At 71.7% G+C, this 18,784-nt stretch carries 14 protein-coding genes and 1 pseudogene; 5 read left to right on the top strand and 10 right to left on the bottom strand.

Going from position 1 to position 18,784, the window contains the following annotated elements; genetic code table 11:
* Entirely contained in the window at positions 1 to 972 is a 972-nt protein-coding gene (locus ACIBKX_RS02410; RefSeq protein ID WP_363277680.1) for a WYL domain-containing protein, read from the top strand.
* Positions 973 to 1,091: 119 nt separating this feature from the next.
* Here ACIBKX_RS02410 and aceE read toward each other — a convergent pair whose 3' ends face one another.
* From aceE to ACIBKX_RS02385, 5 genes are all read right to left on the bottom strand, one after another.
* Positions 1,092 to 3,797, bottom strand: a complete 2,706-nt coding sequence (gene aceE, locus ACIBKX_RS02405; RefSeq protein WP_363277681.1) for a pyruvate dehydrogenase (acetyl-transferring), homodimeric type — start codon at positions 3,795 to 3,797, stop codon at positions 1,092 to 1,094.
* Positions 3,798 to 4,152: 355 nt separating this feature from the next.
* Positions 4,153 to 4,776: a GntR family transcriptional regulator gene (locus tag ACIBKX_RS02400; protein ID WP_363277682.1), complete on the bottom strand. Its 624-nt coding sequence runs from the start codon at positions 4,774 to 4,776 to the stop codon at positions 4,153 to 4,155.
* A 137-nt stretch (positions 4,777 to 4,913) separates the two neighbouring features.
* A complete protein-coding gene (sucB, locus tag ACIBKX_RS02395) occupies positions 4,914 to 6,665 on the bottom strand; it encodes a 2-oxoglutarate dehydrogenase, E2 component, dihydrolipoamide succinyltransferase (protein ID WP_363277683.1) in 1,752 nt (583 codons plus the stop codon).
* 62 nt (positions 6,666 to 6,727) lie between these two features.
* Positions 6,728 to 8,116 carry a dihydrolipoyl dehydrogenase gene (gene lpdA / locus ACIBKX_RS02390; protein ID WP_363277684.1) on the bottom strand — a complete coding sequence of 463 codons (1,389 nt, stop codon included), beginning with the start codon at positions 8,114 to 8,116 and terminating at the stop codon, positions 6,728 to 6,730.
* Positions 8,117 to 8,437: 321 nt separating this feature from the next.
* On the bottom strand, positions 8,438 to 9,988 hold the full coding sequence (locus tag ACIBKX_RS02385; protein ID WP_363277685.1) for a leucyl aminopeptidase: 1,551 nt from the start codon (positions 9,986 to 9,988) through the stop codon (positions 8,438 to 8,440).
* A gap of 283 nt (positions 9,989 to 10,271) precedes the next feature.
* Between ACIBKX_RS02385 and ACIBKX_RS02380 the strand changes: the two are divergent.
* Positions 10,272 to 11,015: pseudogene (locus ACIBKX_RS02380) on the top strand (endo alpha-1,4 polygalactosaminidase); the annotation flags it as partial.
* Positions 11,016 to 11,018: 3 nt separating this feature from the next.
* On the opposite strand, the gene ACIBKX_RS02375 reads toward ACIBKX_RS02380, so the two are convergent.
* Positions 11,019 to 11,801 carry an adenosylcobinamide-GDP ribazoletransferase gene (locus ACIBKX_RS02375; protein WP_363277686.1) on the bottom strand — a complete coding sequence of 261 codons (783 nt, stop codon included), beginning with the start codon at positions 11,799 to 11,801 and terminating at the stop codon, positions 11,019 to 11,021.
* An 85-nt stretch (positions 11,802 to 11,886) separates the two neighbouring features.
* Between ACIBKX_RS02375 and ACIBKX_RS02370 the strand changes: the two genes are divergently transcribed.
* On the top strand, positions 11,887 to 12,645 hold the full coding sequence (locus tag ACIBKX_RS02370) for a hypothetical protein (protein ID WP_363277687.1): 759 nt from the start codon (positions 11,887 to 11,889) through the stop codon (positions 12,643 to 12,645).
* Here ACIBKX_RS02370 and ACIBKX_RS02365 read toward each other — a convergent pair.
* The 3 genes from ACIBKX_RS02365 to cobT all read right to left on the bottom strand — a co-directional run bounded on the left by ACIBKX_RS02365 (position 12,591) and on the right by cobT (position 16,244).
* Positions 12,591 to 13,298 carry a hypothetical protein gene (locus ACIBKX_RS02365; RefSeq protein ID WP_363277688.1) on the bottom strand — a complete coding sequence of 236 codons (708 nt, stop codon included), beginning with the start codon at positions 13,296 to 13,298 and terminating at the stop codon, positions 12,591 to 12,593. The genes ACIBKX_RS02370 and ACIBKX_RS02365 overlap by 55 nt on opposite strands.
* Positions 13,295 to 15,085 (bottom strand): phosphatidylglycerol lysyltransferase domain-containing protein, encoded by a 1,791-nt coding sequence (locus ACIBKX_RS02360; RefSeq protein ID WP_363277689.1) that lies wholly within the window; start codon positions 15,083 to 15,085, stop codon positions 13,295 to 13,297. Before ACIBKX_RS02360 ends, ACIBKX_RS02365 begins: the two co-directional genes overlap by 4 nt.
* Before the next feature lie 88 nt (positions 15,086 to 15,173).
* Positions 15,174 to 16,244, bottom strand: coding sequence for a nicotinate-nucleotide--dimethylbenzimidazole phosphoribosyltransferase (cobT, locus tag ACIBKX_RS02355; protein ID WP_363277690.1), 1,071 nt, complete (start codon positions 16,242 to 16,244; stop codon positions 15,174 to 15,176).
* Between the two features lie 157 nt (positions 16,245 to 16,401).
* On the opposite strand from cobT, the gene ACIBKX_RS02350 reads away from it, so the two are divergent.
* Complete coding sequence (locus ACIBKX_RS02350) at positions 16,402 to 17,139, top strand: class I SAM-dependent methyltransferase (RefSeq protein WP_363277691.1); 738 nt, start codon at positions 16,402 to 16,404, stop codon at positions 17,137 to 17,139.
* Here ACIBKX_RS02350 and ACIBKX_RS02345 read toward each other — a convergent pair whose 3' ends face one another.
* Positions 17,140 to 18,339, bottom strand: a complete 1,200-nt coding sequence (locus ACIBKX_RS02345) for a bifunctional adenosylcobinamide kinase/adenosylcobinamide-phosphate guanylyltransferase (protein ID WP_363277692.1) — start codon at positions 18,337 to 18,339, stop codon at positions 17,140 to 17,142.
* Between the two features lie 89 nt (positions 18,340 to 18,428).
* Here ACIBKX_RS02345 and ACIBKX_RS02340 point away from each other — a divergent pair, with 89 nt between their 5' ends.
* Entirely contained in the window at positions 18,429 to 18,650 is a 222-nt protein-coding gene (locus tag ACIBKX_RS02340) for a hypothetical protein (RefSeq protein ID WP_363277693.1), read from the top strand.
* The last annotated feature ends 134 nt before the right edge of the window (positions 18,651 to 18,784 follow it).

Here is an 18,784-nt window from a genome sequence, read left to right as displayed (position 1 = left end):
ATGCGCGCTGCCCGCCTCATCAAGATGGTGCTCCTGCTCCAGGCCCGGCCCTCCATGACCGCCGCCGAACTCGCCGCCCAGCTCGAGGTCTCCGAGCGGACCATCACGCGGGACGCCCAGGCCCTGTCGGAGGCGGGCGTCCCGGTCTACGCGGACCGGGGCCGCACCGGCGGCTACCGCCTCATCGGCGGTTACCGCACCCGCCTCACCGGCCTCGGCCGCAGCGAGGCGGAGGCGCTGTTCCTGTCCGGAGTGCCGGGCGCGCTGCGGGAGATGGGCCTGGAGGACGCCTCGTCGGCGGCCCGTCTGAAGGTGTCGGCGGCCCTGATGCCCTCGCTCCGCGACGCCTCGCAGAACGCCTCGCAGCGGTTCCATCTGGACGCGCCGGGCTGGTTCAAGGAGACGCCCGCGCCCGAGCTGCTGCCCGCCGTGGCCGACGCGGTCTGGGACGACCGGCGGGTCACCGCCCGCTACCGGCGCCAGGACGCCGAGGTGGAGCGGGAGTTGGAGCCGTACGGGCTCGTGCTCAAGGCGGGCGTCTGGTACCTGTGCGCGCGGGTGCCGGACACGGGTTCGTTCCGGGTGTACCGCATCGACCGGTTCACCGCGGTCGCCGTCGGCGAGGACCGCTTCGTACGCGACGAGGAATTCGATCTGCCGGGCTTCTGGGACGAGCGGGCCGCGCAGTTCGCCCGCGCGATCCTGCGCTCCGAGGTCGTACTGCGGCTCTCCGAGGCGGGCCTGCGGCAGCTTCCGTACGCCACGGATTCCGCGTCCGTCCAGGAGGCACTTCAGTCGGCGGGCGAGCCGGACGCCGAGGGCTGGGTGACGCTGACCCTGCCGGTCGAGAACGAGACGGTGGCCTACACCCAGCTGATGTCACTGGGCCCGGAGGTGGAAGTGCTTGAGCCGCCGACACTGAGACAGCGCTTCGCGGAGGCGTCCCGCGAGATGGCGGCCCGATACAGGTAGCCGAGCGGGTGGGTGGGCGGGAAAAAGCCGCGAAGCGGAGAAAGCCCACAACGCACCCGCACACGGGAACGGGCCCCTGCCAGAACGGCAGAGACCCGCACCCACATCAAGCCGAAGGCTTACAGCCCGTACTTCTCCCGCGCTTCCTTCACCGCGGCAGCGGGAACCTCGCCCCGCCGCGCCAGCTGCGCCAGCGCCGCGACGACGATCGACTCCGCGTCGATGCCGAAGTGACGACGCGCCGCGTCCCGCGTGTCGGAGAGGCCGAAGCCGTCCGCGCCCAGCGAGGAGTAGTCCTGCTCGACCCACTGCGCGATCTGGTCGGGGACCTGACGCATGTAGTCGGAGACCGCGAGCACCGGACCCTGCGCACCCTCAAGTGCCTTGCGCACGAAGGGAGTCCGCTCCTCGCCGCGCAGCAGCGCCTCGTCCGCCTCCAGGGCGTCACGCCGCAGCTCGGTCCAGGACGTCGCGGACCACACGTCGGCGGCCACGCCCCACTCCTCGGCGAGCATCTGCTGGGCCTTGAGGGTCCAGTGGATGGCCGTACCCGAACCGATCAGCTGGAGGCGGGCGGCGTTGGCGGCCGGGGAGAGCCCCGCCGACTCCGCCGTGTTGAAGCGGTACAGACCGCGCACGATGCCCTCGTCCACACCCGCGGGCTTCGCGGGCTGCGGCATCGGCTCGTTGTAGACGGTGAGGTAGTAGAAGACGTTCTGGTCCTCGCCCTCGGCCGCCTCGCCGTACATCCGGCGCAGACCCTCCTTGACGATCGCCGCGACCTCGTAGGCGAAGGCCGGGTCGTACGTCAGGGCCGCGGGGTTCGTCGCGGCGATCACCGGCGAGTGGCCGTCCGCGTGCTGCAGACCCTCACCCGTCAGCGTCGTACGACCGGCGGTGGCGCCGACGAGGAAGCCGCGGCCGAGCTGGTCGCCGAGCTGCCACATCTGGTCGGCCGTGCGCTGCCAGCCGAACATCGAGTAGAAGATGTAGAAGGGGATCATCGCTTCGCCGTGCGTCGCGTACGACGACGACGCGGCGATGAAGTCCGCCATGGAGCCGGCCTCGGTGATCCCCTCGTTGAGGATCTGGCCGTCCTTGGCCTCCTTGTAGTACATCAGCTGGTCGCGGTCGACCGGCTCGTACGTCTGGCCCTTGGGCGAGTAGATGCCGAGCGACGGGAAGAGCGACTCCATGCCGAAGGTGCGCGCCTCGTCGGGGACGATCGGCACCCAGCGCTTGCCGGTCTGCTTGTCGCGTACGAGATCCTTGACCAGGCGTACGAACGCCATGGTCGTCGCCACCGACTGCGAGCCGGAGCCCTTGTCGAAGGCGGCGAAGGTCTTGTCGGCGGGGGCGGGCAGCGGCGCGAGCGGCTGCGTGCGACGGGCCGGGGCCGGACCGCCGAGCGCCGCGCGGCGCTCCTGGAGGTAGCGGACCTCGGGGGAGTCGGCGCCGGGGTGGCCGTAGGGCACCTGGCCGTCGACGAAGTCGCTGTCCGGGATCGGCAGCCCGAGCAGGTCGCGCATGTCCTTGAACTCGTCCACCGTCAGCTTCTTCATCTGGTGGTTGGCGTTCTTGGACTCGAAGCCCTTGCCGAGGGTGAAGCCCTTGACCGTCTGCGCGAGGATCACGGTCGGCGCGCCCTTGTGGGTGAGCGCCGCACGGTAGGCCGCGTAGACCTTGCGGGCCTCGTGGCCGCCGCGCGAGAGGTGGAAGCACTCGCTGATCTTGTCGTCCGTGAGCAGCTGGCCGAGAGCCACGAGCGCGGGCTCGGAGCCGAAGAAGTGCTCGCGGATGTAGGCGGCGTCGCGCGTCGCGTACGTCTGGAACTGCGCGTCCGGCACCTCACGCAGGCGGCGGACCAGGGCGCCGGTGGTGTCGAGCTGGAACAGCTCGTCCCAGGCGTTGCCCCACAGGACCTTGATGACGTTCCAGCCGGCGCCGCGGAACTGGGCCTCCAGCTCCTGCACCACGCGGAAGTTGGCGCGGACCGGGCCGTCGAGGCGCTGCAGGTTGCAGTTGATGACGTAGGTGAGGTTGTCGAGACCCTCGCGCGCGGCCAGTGCGAGGGCCGCCGTCGACTCGGGCTCGTCCATCTCGCCGTCACCGAGGAACGCCCACACGTGCGAGGCGGAGACGTCCTTGATGCCGCGGTTGGTCAGGTAGCGGTTGAACCGCGCCTGGTAGATCGCCGACAGCGGGCCGAGGCCCATGGAGACCGTCGGGAACTCCCACAGCCAGGGCAGGCGCCGCGGGTGCGGGTAGGAGGGCAGGCCGTTGCCGCCCGCCTCCTGGCGGAAGTTGTCGAGCTGCGCCTCGTTCAGGCGGCCGTCGAGGAAGGCGCGGGCGTAGATGCCGGGCGATGCGTGACCCTGGATGTACAGCTGGTCGCCGGAACCATCCGCCTCCTTGCCCTTGAAGAAGTGGTTGAAGCCCGTCTCGTACAGCCAGGCCGCGGAGGCGAAGGTGGCGATGTGGCCGCCGACGCCGTGCTTCGAGCCTCGGGTCACCATGGCGGCCGCGTTCCAGCGGTTCCACGCGGTGATCTTCCGCTCCATCTCCTCGTCGCCGCCGATGTCACCGACGGACGGCTCGGCGGAGGTGGGGATGGTGTTGACGTAGTCGGTCTCGAGGAGCTTGGGCAGCGCCAGGCCCGCGCCCTCGGCGCGCTCCAGCGTGCGCCGCATCAGGTATGCGGCTCGGTGCGGCCCGGCCGCCTGCGTAACGGCGTCCAGGGAGGCCTGCCATTCGGCGGTCTCCTCGGGGTCGCGGTCCGGGAGCTGGTCGAGCTCGCTCGGCTGGATTGCGGAGGGGTCGGTCATGTCGCCGCCTTCCTGAGTCGGAGGGGGTCCCCTGTTCGGTAAGGGGTGGGGTTGCCCTAGGTCTTTGGCAGGACAGGGCAGGGGACTCCGGTGAGAGCCCGTCGGAGACTCTAACTCCGTGATCGATGATCGATCAAAGGGTTGAAGGGGAAAACCTCTCAAGACCGAGAAAGTAGGCATCCGGTGCCAGCAAAGCGGGCACCGGGTGCCTTGGATTTGAAGGGTTTACGCAGGTCGGAGCACGTCTGCAAGAGCGCGGCCACGGATGAGCGGGACCCCTGAGGAGCCCCCACAGGACCCCTGCGAGACCCCGCGGGAGGCCTGCGCAACCCCTGCGGGACCGCTGCGGCAGGCCTCAGGCCCGCGGCGCGCAGCCGAGCACGTGAGCCTTCACCAGTTCCGCGATCGCCGGATCCCGGCGCCGGAACGCCGACACCAGGGCCTCGTGCTCCTCCGCGTACGACTGCTGGACGGTCCCCAGCCAGCGGATGGAAAGCGCCGTGAAGACCTCGATGCCCAGGCCCTCCCAGGTGTGCAGCAGGACCGAGTTGTCGGCCGCCCGCACCAGCTCCCGGTGGAAGGCCACCGTGTGCCGCACCTGACCCGTGCCGTCCGCCGCGCGGTCCGCCTCGTACAGGGCGGCGACATGCGGCTCCAGGGCCGAGCAGTCCTCGGCCAGGCTCTCCGCCGCCAGCTCCGCGGCGATCGCCTCCAGGCCGGCGCGGACCGGGTAGCTCTCCTCCAGGTCCGCCGCGGTCAAGTTCCGCACGCGGACGCCCTTGTTGGGCGCCGACTCGATGAGCCGCAGCGTCTCCAGCTCGCGCAGGGCCTCACGGACGGGGGTCTGCGAGACCTCCAGTTCAACGGCGATCCGCCGCTCCACGATCCGCTCGCCCGGCTTCCAGCGCCCGCTGACGATCCCTTCCACGATGTGCTCGCGGATCTGTTCGCGCAGCGAGTGAACAACGGGCGCGGTCATGTGGGCTCCTCCGGCAGGGGCAGCGCCCCAGGGCGTGGTGACCCCTAGACAATACGGCGACGCCCCCGTCCGGAAACCTCCGAACGGGGGCGTACGCGCTGATGAGACGAGTCTTACAGCCCTACGGGGCGGTAGGACTACAGACCGAGCTCGACCTCGAACTCGCCGGCCTCGAGGATCGCCTTGACCGCGGTCAGGTAGCGGGCGGCGTCCGCGCCGTCCACCAGACGGTGGTCGTAGGAGAGCGACAGGTACGTCATGTCACGGACGGCGATGGTCTCGCCGAGGTCCGGGTGGTTGATGACGACCGGACGCTTCACCGTGGCACCGATGCCGAGGATCGCGGCCTGGTTCGGCGGCACGATGACCGTGTCGAACAGGGCGCCGCGCGAACCGGTGTTGGAGATCGTGAAGGTGGCACCCGACATGTCGTCCGGGGTGAGGCCACCGCCACGGGCCTTGCCGGCCAGCTCGGCGGTCTTCTTGGAGATACCGGCGATGTTCAGGTCGCCCGCACCCTTGATGACCGGCGTCATCAGACCCTTCTCGGCGTCAACGGCGATGCCGATGTTCTCCGAGTCGAAGTACGTGATGGTGCCTTCGTCGTCGTTGATCCGGGCGTTGATGACCGGGTGGGCCTTCAGCGCCTGGGCGGCGGCCTTGACGAAGAACGGCATCGGGGAGAGCTTGACGCCCTCGCGAGCCGCGAACGAGTCCTTCGCCTTGGCGCGCAGCTTCATCAGCTTGGTGATGTCGACCTCGACGACCGAGGTCAGCTGGGCCTGCGAGTGCAGGGCCTTCATCATGTTGTCGCCGATGACCTTGCGCATACGGGTCATCTTGACCGTCTGGCCGCGGAGCGGAGAGACCTCCAGGGCCGGGGCCTTCGACGCTGCCGGGGCAGCGGCGGCGGCCGGAGCCGGGGCGGCCTTCTTGGCCTCGGCGGCGGCGATGACGTCCTGCTTGCGGATGCGGCCACCGACGCCGGTGCCCTTGACGTCCGCGAGGCTCACACCGTGCTCACCCGCGAGCTTGCGGACCAGCGGCGTGACGTACGCGCCGTCGTCGGCGGGGGAGGCCGGAGCGGCCGGGGCAGCCGGAGCGACCGGGGCCGGGGCGGCGGGCGCGACCGGAGCGGGCGCGGCCGGAGCCACCGGAGCCGGAGCGGCAGCGGCGGGCGCCGCGGGGGCGGCCGGAGCAGCGGCGGGAGCGGCCGGGGCGGCCGGAGCCGGAGCCGGAGCCGGGGCCGGAGCGGCCGGGGCAGCCGGAGCGGCGGCGGCCGGAGCGGCACCCGCGGCGCCGACGACGGCGAGCCGGGCGCCGACCTCGGCGGTCTCGTCCTCGCCCACGATGATCTCGAGCAGCACGCCCGCGACCGGGGAGGGGATCTCGGTGTCGACCTTGTCCGTGGAGACCTCGAGCAGGGGCTCGTCCTCCGCGACCTCCTCGCCGACCTCCTTCAGCCAGCGGGTGACGGTGCCCTCGGTGACCGACTCGCCCAGGGCGGGCAGCGTCACGTCGGTGCCGGTGGCGCCACCGGCCGGGGCGGCGGGCGCCTCGGCGGCGGGGGCCGGAGCCGGAGCCGCGGGGGCCTCAGCGGCCGCCGGAGCGGGCTCGGCGGCCGGCGCCGGGGCGGCGGCGGGGGCGCCGCTGCCGTCGTCGATGACGGCCAGCTCGGCGCCGACCTCGACCGTCTCGTCCTCGGCGACCTTGATGGACGCCAGGATGCCGGCGGCCGGCGACGGGATCTCGGTGTCGACCTTGTCGGTCGACACCTCGAGCAGCGGCTCGTCGGCCTCGACGCGCTCGCCCTCGGCCTTCAGCCAACGGGTGACAGTGCCCTCGGTGACGCTCTCGCCGAGCGCCGGAAGGGATACGGAAACCGCCATGGTTTCTGTTGCTCCTTACGAATTTGCGGAAAGTCTGGTCGTCGCGCCCGTGTGACTGAAGGTCAGTCGTGGGAGTGCAGCGGCTTGCCCGCGAGGGCCAGGTGCGCCTCGCCCATCGCCTCGTTCTGCGTCGGGTGGGCGTGGATGAGCTGCGCGACCTCGGCCGGCAGCGCCTCCCAGTTGTAGATCAGCTGGGCTTCGCCGACCTGCTCGCCCATGCGGTCGCCGACCATGTGGACGCCGACCACGGCACCGTCCTTGACCTGGACGAGCTTGATCTCGCCCGCGGTCTTCAGGATCTTGCTCTTGCCGTTGCCCGCCAGGCTGTACTTGAGGGCGACGACCTTGTCCGCGCCGTAGATCTCCTTGGCCTTGGCCTCGGTGATGCCCACGGAGGCGACCTCGGGGTGGCAGTACGTCACCTTCGGCACGCCGTCGTAGTCGATCGGGACGGTCTTGAGACCGGCCAGGCGCTCCGCCACCAGGATGCCCTCGGCGAAGCCGACGTGCGCGAGCTGGAGGGTCGGCACCAGGTCGCCCACGGCCGAGATGGTCGGGACGTTGGTCTGCATGTACTCGTCGACCAGGACATAGCCGCGGTCCATCGCGACGCCCTGCTCCTCGTAGCCGAGACCGGCGGAGACCGGGCCGCGGCCGATGGCGACCAGGAGGACCTCGGCCTCGAAGGTCTTGCCGTCGGCGAGGGTCACGCGGACGCCGTCCTGCGTGTACTCGGCCTTCTCGAAGAAGGTGCCCAGGTTGAACTTGATGCCGCGCTTGCGGAACGCGCGCTCAAGAAGCTTCGAGGAGTTCTCGTCCTCGACCGGCACGAGGTGCTTGAGGCCCTCGACGACGGTCACCTCGGCACCGAAGGACTTCCACGCCGAGGCGAACTCGACGCCGATGACGCCGCCGCCCAGGATGATCGCGGACTTCGGGACGCGGTCCAGGACCAGCGCGTGGTCCGAGGAGATGATGCGGTTGCCGTCGATCTCCAGGCCCGGCAGCGACTTCGGCACGGAGCCGGTCGCGAGGAGCACGTGGCGGCCCTGGATGCGCTGCCCGTTCACGTCCACCGAGGTCGGGGAGGAGAGCTTGCCCTCACCCTCGATGTACGTCACCTTGCGCGAGGTGATGAGTCCCTGGAGGCCCTTGTAGAGGCCCGAGATCACGTCGTCCTTGTACTTGTGGACGGCCGCCATGTCGATGCCCTCGAAGGTGGCCTTCACGCCGAACTGGTCGGCCTCGCGCGCCTGGTCGGCGACCTCGCCGGCGTGCAGCAGCGCCTTCGTCGGGATGCAGCCGTTGTGCAGGCAGGTACCGCCGACCTTGCCCTTCTCGATCAGGGCGACGTCCAGGCCCAGCTGCGACGCGCGCAGTGCCGCGGCGTAACCGCCGCTACCGCCGCCGAGGATCACTAGGTCGAAAACGGTGCTGGCGTCGTTCGCCACGTCACGTCCTCCATGCATGTGCGCCGTACGCCGGACCCCTGTTTCTCGGGGGACGACCGGTCGGTCGGCTGGTATTCGGCCGCTCTTTTTTCGGCCCTGTGGTGGGGGCCCTGTCCTGCCGAGAACCCATCTTCGCACTTGTCGGCGAGAGGTGGGACGGCGGGCCGGGCTGTGAGACGTCTGATTCGCCACGTCCGGGGGTTACGGCTGCGTACGAACCTACGGATTTCGTTGAGGGCGAAACCGGTCGGGTCCCCGGACGGGAACGGGTCGGGGCCCGGACATCTGGACGTCCGGGCCCCGACTTCAGACGGCAGGTGCTCAGCCGAGGTCGCCCGCGGCGGTGCGCTCGGCGAGTCGGACCAGGGTGCGGACGGCGGTGCCGGTGCCGCCCTTGGGGGTGTAGCCGAACGGTCCGCCCTCGTTAAAGGCCGGGCCCGCGATGTCCAGGTGCGCCCAGGTGATGCCCTCGCCCACGAACTCCTTGAGGAAGAGACCGGCCACCAGACCGCCGCCCATCCGCTCGCCCATGTTGGCGATGTCGGCGGTGGGGGAGTCCATGCCCTTCATCAGGTACTCGGGCAGCGGCATCGGCCAGGAGTCCTCGCCCGCCTCCAGGGAGACGTCGTGGATCGAGGCACGGAACGCGTCGTCGTTGGCCATGATGCCGAAGGTGCGGCTGCCCAGCGCCATCATCATGGCGCCGGTCAGGGTGGCCACGTCGACGATCGCGTCGGGCTTGTCCTCGGAGGCCTTGGTGATCGCGTCGGCCAGGACGAGGCGGCCCTCGGCGTCGGTGTTGAGGACCTCGACGGTCTTGCCGCTGTACATCCGCAGGACGTCGCCGGGGCGGGTCGCGGAGCCCGAGGGCATGTTCTCGGCCAGCGCCAGCCAGCCGGTGACGTTCACCTGAAGGCCCAGGCGCGCGGCGGCGACGACGGAGGCGAACACGGCCGCGGCGCCGGCCATGTCGCACTTCATCGTCTCGTTGTGGCCGGCGGGCTTCAGCGAGATGCCGCCCGAGTCGTAGGTGATGCCCTTGCCGACGAAGGCGAGGTGCTTCTTCGCCTTGGCGTGCGTGTACGACAGCTTGACCAGGCGCGGCGGGGCCTCGGAACCGGCGCCGACGCCGAGGATGCCGCCGTAGCCGCCCTTGGTGAGCGCCTTCTCGTCCAGGACCTGGACCTTGATGCCGTGTTCCTTGCCGGCCGCGGTGGCGACGGCGGCGAAGGCCTCCGGGTTCAGGTCGTTCGGCGGCGTGTTGACCAGGTCACGGGCCCGGTTCAGCTCCTCGGCCACCGCGGTGGCACGCTCGACCGCGGCCTTGAACGCCTTGTCGCGGGGCTTGCCGCCGAGCAGCGCGATCTCGGCGAGGGGCGCCTTGGCGTCCTTGCCGTTCTTCTTCGCGGACTTGGCGTCGCCCAGGCCCTTGTAGGCGTCGAACGAGTACGCGCCGAGCAGCGCGCCCTCGGCGATCGACCCCGCGTCCTCGGCGTCCTCGGTGGGCAGCGCGAACGCGGCCTTCTTCGAGCCGGTCAGGGCGCGCGCGGCGGTGCCGGCGGCGCGGCGCAGGGCATCCGTGCCGTACGTCTCGTCCTTCTCCGGCACCGTGCCGAGGCCGACCGCGACGACGACCGGGGCCTTGAAGCCGGACGGCGCGGGCAGCTTGGTCACCTCGCCCTCGGCGCCGGTGGCACCGAGGGTCTCCAGGACGGACGCGAGCTTGCCGTCGAACGCCTTGTCCACGGCCTCGGCGCCGGGCGCGACGACCAGAGTCCCCTTGGATGCGGCAGCGCCCTTCGCTACGCCGACGACGATCGCGTCGGCACGGACGCCGGAGGCGGCGGCAGTGCTGAGAGTCAGAGCAGTCACGGTGGTGAATTCTCGCTTCCGTTGAGTTCCTCGGCCGATGGGGTTGGGTCGACCGGCCCGGCGCCAGCCTAGAACGGGCCGGAAGGGCGCCGGACATGAGCCTACGCGCGTCGCGCCGATTCGATCGTGTCGGCGCAGATTCATCCGAACGTGTCGTCCATTTCAGGTTTGGCTCCGCGTTCACCAGATGTACGCAGCGTGAGTGGGTACGACGTACGGTGAGGCAGTGTCAGCCGATCCACGCGCCGCCCGCCGCAGATGCCTCGCCACTCTCCTCGCCCTGATGGTCGTCGCGGGCTGCGCCGCGCCCGCCGACGAGAAACCGGACGGGGCCCGCTGGCAGCCGCGCCCGGGCACCCCCTGGCAGTGGCAGCTCAGCGGAAAGCTCGACCCGTCCGTCGACGTCCCCGTCTACGACATCGACGGCTTCGACCACTCCGAGGCGACCGTCAGCGATCTGCACCGGCGCGGCCGCAAGGTCATCTGCTATCTCTCCACCGGCGCCTGGGAGGAGTTCCGCCCCGACGCGGACGAGTTCCCCAAGTCCGTCATCGGCAGGAGCAACGGCTGGGACGGCGAGCGCTGGCTCGACATCCGACGCGTCGACGTACTCGAACCGCTCATGCGGGCCCGCATCGACATGTGCCGCGAGAAGGGCTTCGACGCGGTCGAGCCGGACAACATGGACGGCTACACGAACCGCACCGGCTTCCGGCTCACCGCCGCCGACCAGCTCCGCTACAACCGGCTGATCGCCCGCCTGGCCCATGAGCGCGGGATGGCCGTCGGCCTGAAGAACGACCCCGAGCAGATCCAGCGCCTGGTGCGGGACTTCGACTTCGCGGTGAACGAGCAGTGCGCGCAGTACAAGGAGTGCGACCGCTGGAAGCCGTTCATCGCCGCGGACAAGGCGGTCTTCCACGTCGAGTACGAACTGCCGACGCGGCGCTTCTGCGGCGAGGCACGGAAGCTGCGTTTGTCGTCGATGCTGAAGAAGTACGACCTCGGGGTGTGGCGCGAGGCGTGCGGCTCAGCCGAGCGCCAGCACGACCAGGGCCGTGGTCGCCGCGGTCTCGGCGAGGGCGCCGAACACATCGCCGGTGATCCCGCCGAAGCGGCGTACGCAGTGGCGGAGCAGCAGTTCGGCGGCGCAGAGCGCGAGGACGACGGCGGCCGCGTACCGGATGACGTCGTACGTCCCGAAGGGCACGGCGGCGGCAGCGGCGGCCCCGGTGACGACGGACGCGGCGAGTAGCGCCGCCGTCTTGGGGACGACTCCCGCGACGGCGGCGCCGAGGCCTTCCGGGCGGGCCGGGGGTACGCCCGTGCGGGCGGCCAGGGTGAGTGCGAGGCGGGCCGCGGTCGCGGAGACGACGGCGGCCAGGGCGCCGCGGGTCCAGGAGGCCTCGTAGAGCTGGAAGAGGACGGCCACCTGGGCGAGCAGCACGAAGAGCAGCGTGATGACGCCGAACGGGCCGACGTCCGACTGCTTCATGATCCGCAGCGCGTCCTCGGCGGGCTTCGCGCTGCCGAGCCCGTCGGCGGTGTCGGCGAGCCCGTCGAGGTGCAGGCCGCGGGTGAGCGCGGCGGGGGCCGCTGCGGTCGCCACGGCGGCGAGCAGCGGGCCCGCGCCGAGCGCCAGGAGTCCGCCGCCGAGCGCCGCGGAGAAGAGCCCCACCGTGAGGCCGGCCAGGGGTGCGGCGAGCATGCCCGCGCGGGCCGCGTCACGGTCCCACCTGGTCAGGCGGACGGGGAGGGCGGTGAGGGTGCCGAAGGCGAAACGGAGGCCGTCGGCGGCGGAGGGTCTGGGCACCGCGGAAGGGTACCTGGGGGCGGTCGCCGTGCCGCCGGGCGGGCGTGCGGGTGCGCGGGAGCACACCCCGGCCCAGGATGACCCCATGGCCGACTGGTGGACGAGGAACATCACGGAGCCGGGAAAACTCCCGCTGCTCCTGGCCCTGCTCTCCTTCGTCCTCACCTTCCTCGTGACCCGCACGATCACCCGCCTCATCCGCGCGGGCAAGGGCCCCTTCCGGAACATCAGCTCGGGCGACGTGCACATCCATCACGTCGTACCCGGCATCTTCCTCATGCTCATCGGCGGCTTCTGGGCGGTGGCCGCGGGCCGGCACAGCGGCGGGCCGGCGATCGCGGCGGTCGTCTTCGGCGTCGGCGCGGGCCTGGTCCTGGACGAGTTCGCGCTGATCCTCTATCTCGACGACGTCTACTGGAGCGAGCAGGGCCGCAAGAGCGTCGAGGTCGTGATGCTCACGGCGGCCCTGGTGGTGCTCGTCCTCACCGGATTCACCCCGTTCGGCGTGAACGACCTGACGGCCGACGAGCGGACCAACCGCGCGGCGCTCGCCCTGAACGTCGGCGTCAACTGCTGCTTCGCCGTGGTCGCCCTGGCCAAGGGCAAGCTGCGGACGGCGCTGATCGGCATCGTGATCCCGCTGGTCGCCCTGGTCGGCGCGGTCCGTCTCGCCCGCCCCGGCTCGGCCTGGGCCCGGCGCTTCTACCGCAACCGGCACCGCGCCCGTGCCAGGGCCGGGCTGCGCGCCTACCGCCACGACCGCCGCTGGGCGGGCCCGCGCCGCAGGTTTCAGGACTTGATCGGCGGCAAGCCCGACGACGAGCTGGCGGGCTCGCGCCGCTGAAGCACCGTCGTGACCGCGCACAGCACCAGGACCGCGGCGATCGCCGCGAGATGCTCCTTGCCGGCGAGGTTGTTCTTGAGGAACACCTCGAGGACCATCAGCGCGATCACGAGCCCGGCCGTGAACCAGGCCCGGTAGCGCCAGCAGACGTACACCGCGAGCCCCACGACGGCGGCGGACGGACCGGTGTCGACGACCCGCGCGTCGGACGCGGGAAGCCCCAGCGGATGGTCGGGACCCCAGGCGATGCCCACCCGCGCGTAGAGCGTGCCGGCGAGGGTGGCCGCGTAGCCGATGACGAGCGTGCGCCGCCACCCGACGCAGATCTCGGCGATGCCGAACACCACCAGGATCTGCGCGAGCGCACCCCAGACGGGCAGGTCGAGCGCGGGCACGAAGAGCGAGAGCGGCGTGCGCAGGAGGGCGAGCCAGAGCGGGTCCTCGGCCCGCACGGAGCCGATGTCCTGCACGAACTGATAGCCCCACGACTGGTTCTGCACGAACTGGCACAGGGCGGTGAGACAGACCGCGGCCAGCGTCATCGGCGCGGCCCGCCACCGCCGTTCGACGATGCCCTTTCGTACGGCGGTGAAGAGCGGCCCCCATTCGCGGCGGGACAGCCGGGACAGGCGGTCCAGGGCCGGTGTGCTCATCGTCGGGACTCCAGATGCTTGCGGTGCAGCCGCCCCCAAGTTCTCGACTTCGCTCGAACAGGGGGGACCCCCCTCGGCAGGGTCGGCGCTTCCAGGAAGCCCTCCGCGCGGGCCGACGCGATGCCGATGCGGGGCAGGTCGCCGCTCTTCTCGAAGAGAAGGAAGCGAGGCTCCCAGATCGGGCGGTACTTCGCGTTGGCCCGGTAGAGCGACTCGATCTGCCACCACCGGGAGAAGAAGGTGAGCAGCGAGCGCCACAACCGAAGGACCGGGCCCGCGCCGAGCCGCGAGCCACGTTCGAAGACGGACCGGAACATCGCGAAGTTGAGCGAGACCTGAGTGATCTTGATCTCCGGGGCGCGCTGGAGCAGCTCGATGACCATGAACTCCATCAGGCCGTTCTCGGAGTCGCGGTCGCGTCGCATCAGGTCGAGGGAGAGCCCGCTGGGCCCCCAGGGCACGAAGGAGAGCACAGCTTTCAACTCGCCCTCGCCATCGGTGCATTCGAGCATCACGCACCGCCCGTCCGCCGGATCGCCGAGCCGCCCGAGCGCCATGGAGAAGCCGCGTTCGGTCGCTCCGTCACGCCAGTCGTCGGCACGGTCGAGCAGATACGCCATCTCATCGGCCGGAATGTCCTCGTGCCGCCGGATCTTCACCTCGTACCCGGCCCGCTTGACCCGGTTGTAGGCCTGCCGGACGGTCCGCATGGCCCGCCCTTCCAGCGTGAACTCCGCCGTCTCGACAATGGCTTCGTCACCCAGCTCCAGGGCGTCGAGCCCGTGCCGCGCGTAAATGGTCCCGGCCTCCTCGCTGGCGCCCATGACGGCCGGGATCCAGCCGTGCTCACGCGCGTCGGCCAGCCAGGGCTCGATGGCACCGGGCCAGGCCTCGGGGTCCCCGATGGGATCACCGGAGGCCAGCGACACGCCCCCGACGACCCGGTAGGCGACCGCGGCCTTACCGCTCGGCGACCACACGACGCTCTTCTCCCGGCGCAGCGCGAAGTAGCCGAGCGAGTCGCGCTCGCCGTACTTGTCGAGCAGGGCGTGCAGCTTGGTCTCGTCGTCCTCGGTGAGCGGGTCGACGGCCTTGCGGGACCGGAAGGCGGCGTACAGGACGGCGAGCAGGAGCAGCGTGCTGAGCACGTTGATGGTGACGTTGACCCAGCCGGGCGTGGCGATGCCCTCGAAGCGGGTGTCGTCGGCGGCCAGCGAGACGAGGCGCATGGTGCCGTAGCGCCAGCGGTCGAGGAAGGTCGAGCGGTACTCGTCGTGCGCGTGGTTGGTGACGGTGACCAGGAGCGCGGCGATCAGGCTGGTCACCAGGAGCCCGCCGACCGCGACGGCCGCGGCGAGCTTCGGGTTGGACCGGTCGCCCTTGGCGTAGAACTCCCGTCGCCCGACGAGCAGCGCGGCGACGAAGGCGGCGGTCAGGACCAGGGAGATCCAGTTCTGGGCGTGCTGGCGAATCTCCGGGAACACCATCGCGAAGGCGAACAGCAAGAGGAAGAGCCCGCTGAGCACGAGGTTGAGGATCCACGCGGCGCGTTTGCGGCGGCGCATCGTGATCGCCAGGAACATCGTGAACGCCCCGGACGCGAAGCCCGCCGTCAGCAGATATGGGGTGAAGTAGTTCTCGGTGTTGTGCCGCCGCAGATCCTGCCCGAGGGAGACCCAGACCGCGCTCAGAAAGTTGATGAAGGTGACAGCACGCAAATACCAGACGCTGAACCCAGCAGCGATCCGCCGATTCCGCCCAACAACAACATCAGCCTCATCTCCCATGAAAAGGGATCATATGGGTGTGCTGTCCCAGTTCGGGGCAGGCGTCCCGCACGGCGCATCCCGCCCCGACCGCGGCAGGGGCCCAGCCCTACTCCGAGTCCGGCGCCGCCGCTTCAGCCGCAACCGGCAGCTCCGCGGACAAGGCGGCGGCGGCCCGCACCACCGGCACCGCCAGCAACGCCCCCACGCCCTCGCCCACCTTCACGCCCTGTTCAAGGACGGGATCCAGCGCCATCCGGTCCAGCGCCTTCGCCTGCGCCGGCTCCCCGCTGCCATGCCCCGCAAGCCACCAGTCCGGCGCCCGGAAGGCGACCCGCTGGGCCACCAGCGCCGCCGCCGAGGCCACGACGCCGTCGAGGATCACCGGCGTACGCCGCACCGCGCACTGCAACAAGAACCCCGTCATCGCGGCGATGTCCGCACCACCCACCGCCGCCAGCAACTCCAGCTGATCCCCAAGCACGGGCCGCGCCCGCCGCAGTGAATCCCGCACGGCGGCACACTTCCGCATCCAGGCGAGATCATCGATCGGCGAGCCGCCCCGCCCCGTCACCACCGACGCATCCGTCCCGCACAGCGCGGCGACCAGCGTCGCCGCGGGCGTCGTTCCGCCGACACTGACATCGCCGAGCACGACGAGATCCGTACCGGAGTCGGCCTCCTCGTCGGCGACGGCCATCCCCGCCCGCACGGCGGCCTCGGCCTCTTCGACGGTCAGCGCGTCCTCGATGTCGACGCGCCCCGAACCGCGCCGCACCCGATGCCCCGCCACCTCCTTGGGCAGCTCGGCCGGGTCGCAGTCCAGCGCCATGTCGACGACCCGCACGGGCACGTCAAGGCGCCGCGCGAGCACCGCGACGGGGCTCGCCCCGGACAGCACCGACCGCACGAGCTCGGCCGCACCCCCGGCGGGCCGCGCGGAGACGCCGAGCCCGGCGACCCCGTGATCACCCGCGAACAGGACCACGCGCGGCCGCTCGATCGGCTTGACCGGCACCGACGACTGCGCGGCGGCCAGCCACTCGCCCAGCTCGTCGAGGCGCCCGAGCGCCCCGGGCGGCAGGCCCTGCCGCTCCCGGCGCTCTTCGGCGTCGCGGCGCACCCCGCCGTCGGGCCGCTCGATCAGGTCCGTGAAGTCGTCGAGATTCAGCGAGCTCATTCGCCGAACAGTACCGGGAGGGTCGGGCCTCCGTGAGGTCGCCTCCGTGGTGTCATTGCCGCGGTGTCGATCATCCCTTACGTACCGTTTGAGAAGGATTGCCGCTCCACTCGAACCCTCCCCCGGCAACCGCCTGACACAGGAGCCCGCCACGCCCATGGACGCCGCCCAGGCCGCCGCCGCCCAGGCCCAGAAGATCCTCGACGCCCCGCACTCCGACCGCCGCCACCGGGCGCGGGCCCGCGCGATGGGCCGCTACATCGAGCCGGAGAGCTGGCTCGACGTGGACACCGGGCACGGGCACTTCCCCGCCGCCGCCAGGGACGTGTACCCGTACACGGCATTCGACGGCCTCGATGCCACCGGCCGGGTGGAGCAGGGCCGCGAGGCGGGCCGCGTGGAGGAGGCGCACCAGGGCCTGCTCGCCGACCTGGCACCCCGGCTCGCGGGACGCTACGACGCGCTGAGCATGTTCCACTACCTGGAGCGCAGCGAGGACCCGCGCATCGAACTCATCGCCGCCCGCACGGTGTTGCGCCCCGGCGGCCATCTGATGATCGAGGTCCCCGAGCCGGGCAGCCGCTACGCCCGATTCCTCGGCAAGGGCTGGCACCGGCCCGAGCCCCAGCACCGCATCCCGCTGGCCGGCCTGCGCCGCGAACTGGAGAGCCTCGGCTACACCGTCGTCGCCACCGACCGGCGCGAGCCCCACATCCCGCTCGACCTGACCGCGGGCCTCGCCCTGGCCCTCGGCCGGGTCCGCGCCGCGGCCCGCGTCGCCACCCCGCTGCTCGCCGCCGCGGCCTTCGCCGACCGGCTCCTCGCCCCCTTGGTCAGCCGCACCCGGTTCGCCAACGCCTACCGGATCATCGCCCGCCGCGACCCGGAGGCCTGATCAGCCCCGCAGGACGAGCGCCTGCCCCGCCACGACCATCAGCACCTGCTCGCACTCGGCCGCGAACGCCGCGTTGAGACGGCCCAGTTCATCGCGGTAGCGGCGGCCCGAAGCGGTCGCGGGGACGATGCCCGAACCGACCTCGTTGGACACGGCGACGACCGTGCGCCGGGTCGCCCGCACCGCGTCGGTCAGCTCGGCGACCCGTTTGCGCAGCGCACGTTCGCCGCCGCCCGCCCATTCGGCGTCGTCCCACGCGTTCACCTCGTCCATGGCGTACGTCAGCCACAGCGAGAGGCAGTCGATCAGCAGCGGAGGCCCGTTCCGGGCGAGCAGCGGCACGAGGTCGCAGGTCTCGCTGGTGCTCCACGAGCCGGGCCGCCGCTCCCGGTGCGCCCGCACCCGCTCGGCCCACTCGGTGTCCCCGCCGCGGGTCCCGCCCGTCGCCACGTACAGCACATCGGGGAACGCCTCCAGGCGTCGCTCGGCCTCCACCGACTTGCCCGACCGCGCGCCGCCCGTCACGAAGGTGCGGCGCGGCACGTCCGGTACGTCCTCGTAGGCGCCGACCACCAGCGTCGAACCGTCCGGCACGGCCCGCGCCCCGGCGGCGGTGAGCCTGCGCGTCAGCTCCGCGCCCGGCGGCACCTCATGGCTCAGATGGACGGCGACGACATCGGTGGTGGGCCCGACGGCGCCCGCCGCCCGCAGCCGGGCCAGACCGTCGGGGCGCCCGATGACGTCGGCCACCACCATCTCGTACGCCGGATGGTCGTCCGGCACTCCTGACGGCGCCCCGCCCGGCGGCAGATACAGCAGCCGCTCGCCGTCCGGCCCGACGACCTCGTACCCGGTGCCCGGGTGGTCCATCGCCACCGCGCGCACCCGGTGCCCGGTGAGCAGCGCGAGCTCACGCCCGTCGGGCACCCGGCCCGGCTGCGGAAGCCCCGCGGGGACCTCGACGGACGGTCCGTCGTGCGGATGGGAGAGCAGGACCTGGCGCACACCGCCGAGCGAGTGCCCGGAGCGGGCGGCGGCCAGGGCGGCGCCCGGCGTGAGGTCGAGCAGCAGCACACCGTCGACGAGCAGCGCCGTCGCGGCACGTGCGGCGTCGCCGAGCGCGGTCGCGCAGGCGGCACAGGGGCAGCCGGGGACGGGCAGGCCCTCGGGGGCACCGGTGCCGAGCAGAGTAAGTTCCACAGGAAGATCCTCCCGCGCCGCCGCGAGCGGCGCTCGCCCGGATAGGCTTCGAGCGGCTTCACACAGTGTCGGACCATCGGGAGGCTGGCATGGCGGCATGGACGTGGCGGTTCGAGAAGGCGGACGGGACGGAGGTCCAGCCCGCGCTGCAGCCCGAGGAGTTCACGACTCAGGGCGACGCGGAGTCCTGGGTCGGCGAGTACTGGAAAGAGCTCGCCGACGGCGGCGCCGACCAGGTGTCGCTCTTCGAGGACGCGACCAAGATCTACGGGCCGATGAGCCTGCACGCGGAGGACGCGGCGCAGGGCTGAGCGGCACCCGGACATGAGGTGAGGGGGGGGGGGGCGGCGGGCCCCCCCCCCCCCCCCCCCGGGGCCGCCGCCCCCACCCCCCCCCCCGCCCCCCCGCCCGCGGCGCGGGGGCCCCCCCCACCTGACGGTCCCCC

Origin of the sequence: Streptomyces sp. NPDC050658 (assembly GCF_044457025.1) — a bacterium.
Taxonomy (GTDB): Bacteria; Actinomycetota; Actinomycetes; order Streptomycetales; family Streptomycetaceae; genus Streptomyces.
This window is presented reverse-complemented; position numbering and strand designations above follow the sequence as displayed.

Coding starts and splice junctions, on each gene's coding strand:
- ACIBKX_RS02365 (WP_363277688.1), bottom strand. CDS start 13,298: ATGAGCACACCGGCCCTGGACCGCCTGTCCCGGCTGTCCCGCCGCGAA.
- ACIBKX_RS02340 (WP_363277693.1), top strand. CDS start 18,429: ATGGCGGCATGGACGTGGCGGTTCGAGAAGGCGGACGGGACGGAGGTC.
- ACIBKX_RS02410 (WP_363277680.1), top strand. CDS start 1: ATGCGCGCTGCCCGCCTCATCAAGATGGTGCTCCTGCTCCAGGCCCGG.
- aceE (WP_363277681.1), bottom strand. CDS start 3,797: ATGACCGACCCCTCCGCAATCCAGCCGAGCGAGCTCGACCAGCTCCCG.
- ACIBKX_RS02400 (WP_363277682.1), bottom strand. CDS start 4,776: ATGACCGCGCCCGTTGTTCACTCGCTGCGCGAACAGATCCGCGAGCAC.
- ACIBKX_RS02370 (WP_363277687.1), top strand. CDS start 11,887: ATGGCCGACTGGTGGACGAGGAACATCACGGAGCCGGGAAAACTCCCG.
- ACIBKX_RS02360 (WP_363277689.1), bottom strand. CDS start 15,085: ATGGGAGATGAGGCTGATGTTGTTGTTGGGCGGAATCGGCGGATCGCT.
- cobT (WP_363277690.1), bottom strand. CDS start 16,244: ATGAGCTCGCTGAATCTCGACGACTTCACGGACCTGATCGAGCGGCCC.
- ACIBKX_RS02350 (WP_363277691.1), top strand. CDS start 16,402: ATGGACGCCGCCCAGGCCGCCGCCGCCCAGGCCCAGAAGATCCTCGAC.
- sucB (WP_363277683.1), bottom strand. CDS start 6,665: ATGGCGGTTTCCGTATCCCTTCCGGCGCTCGGCGAGAGCGTCACCGAG.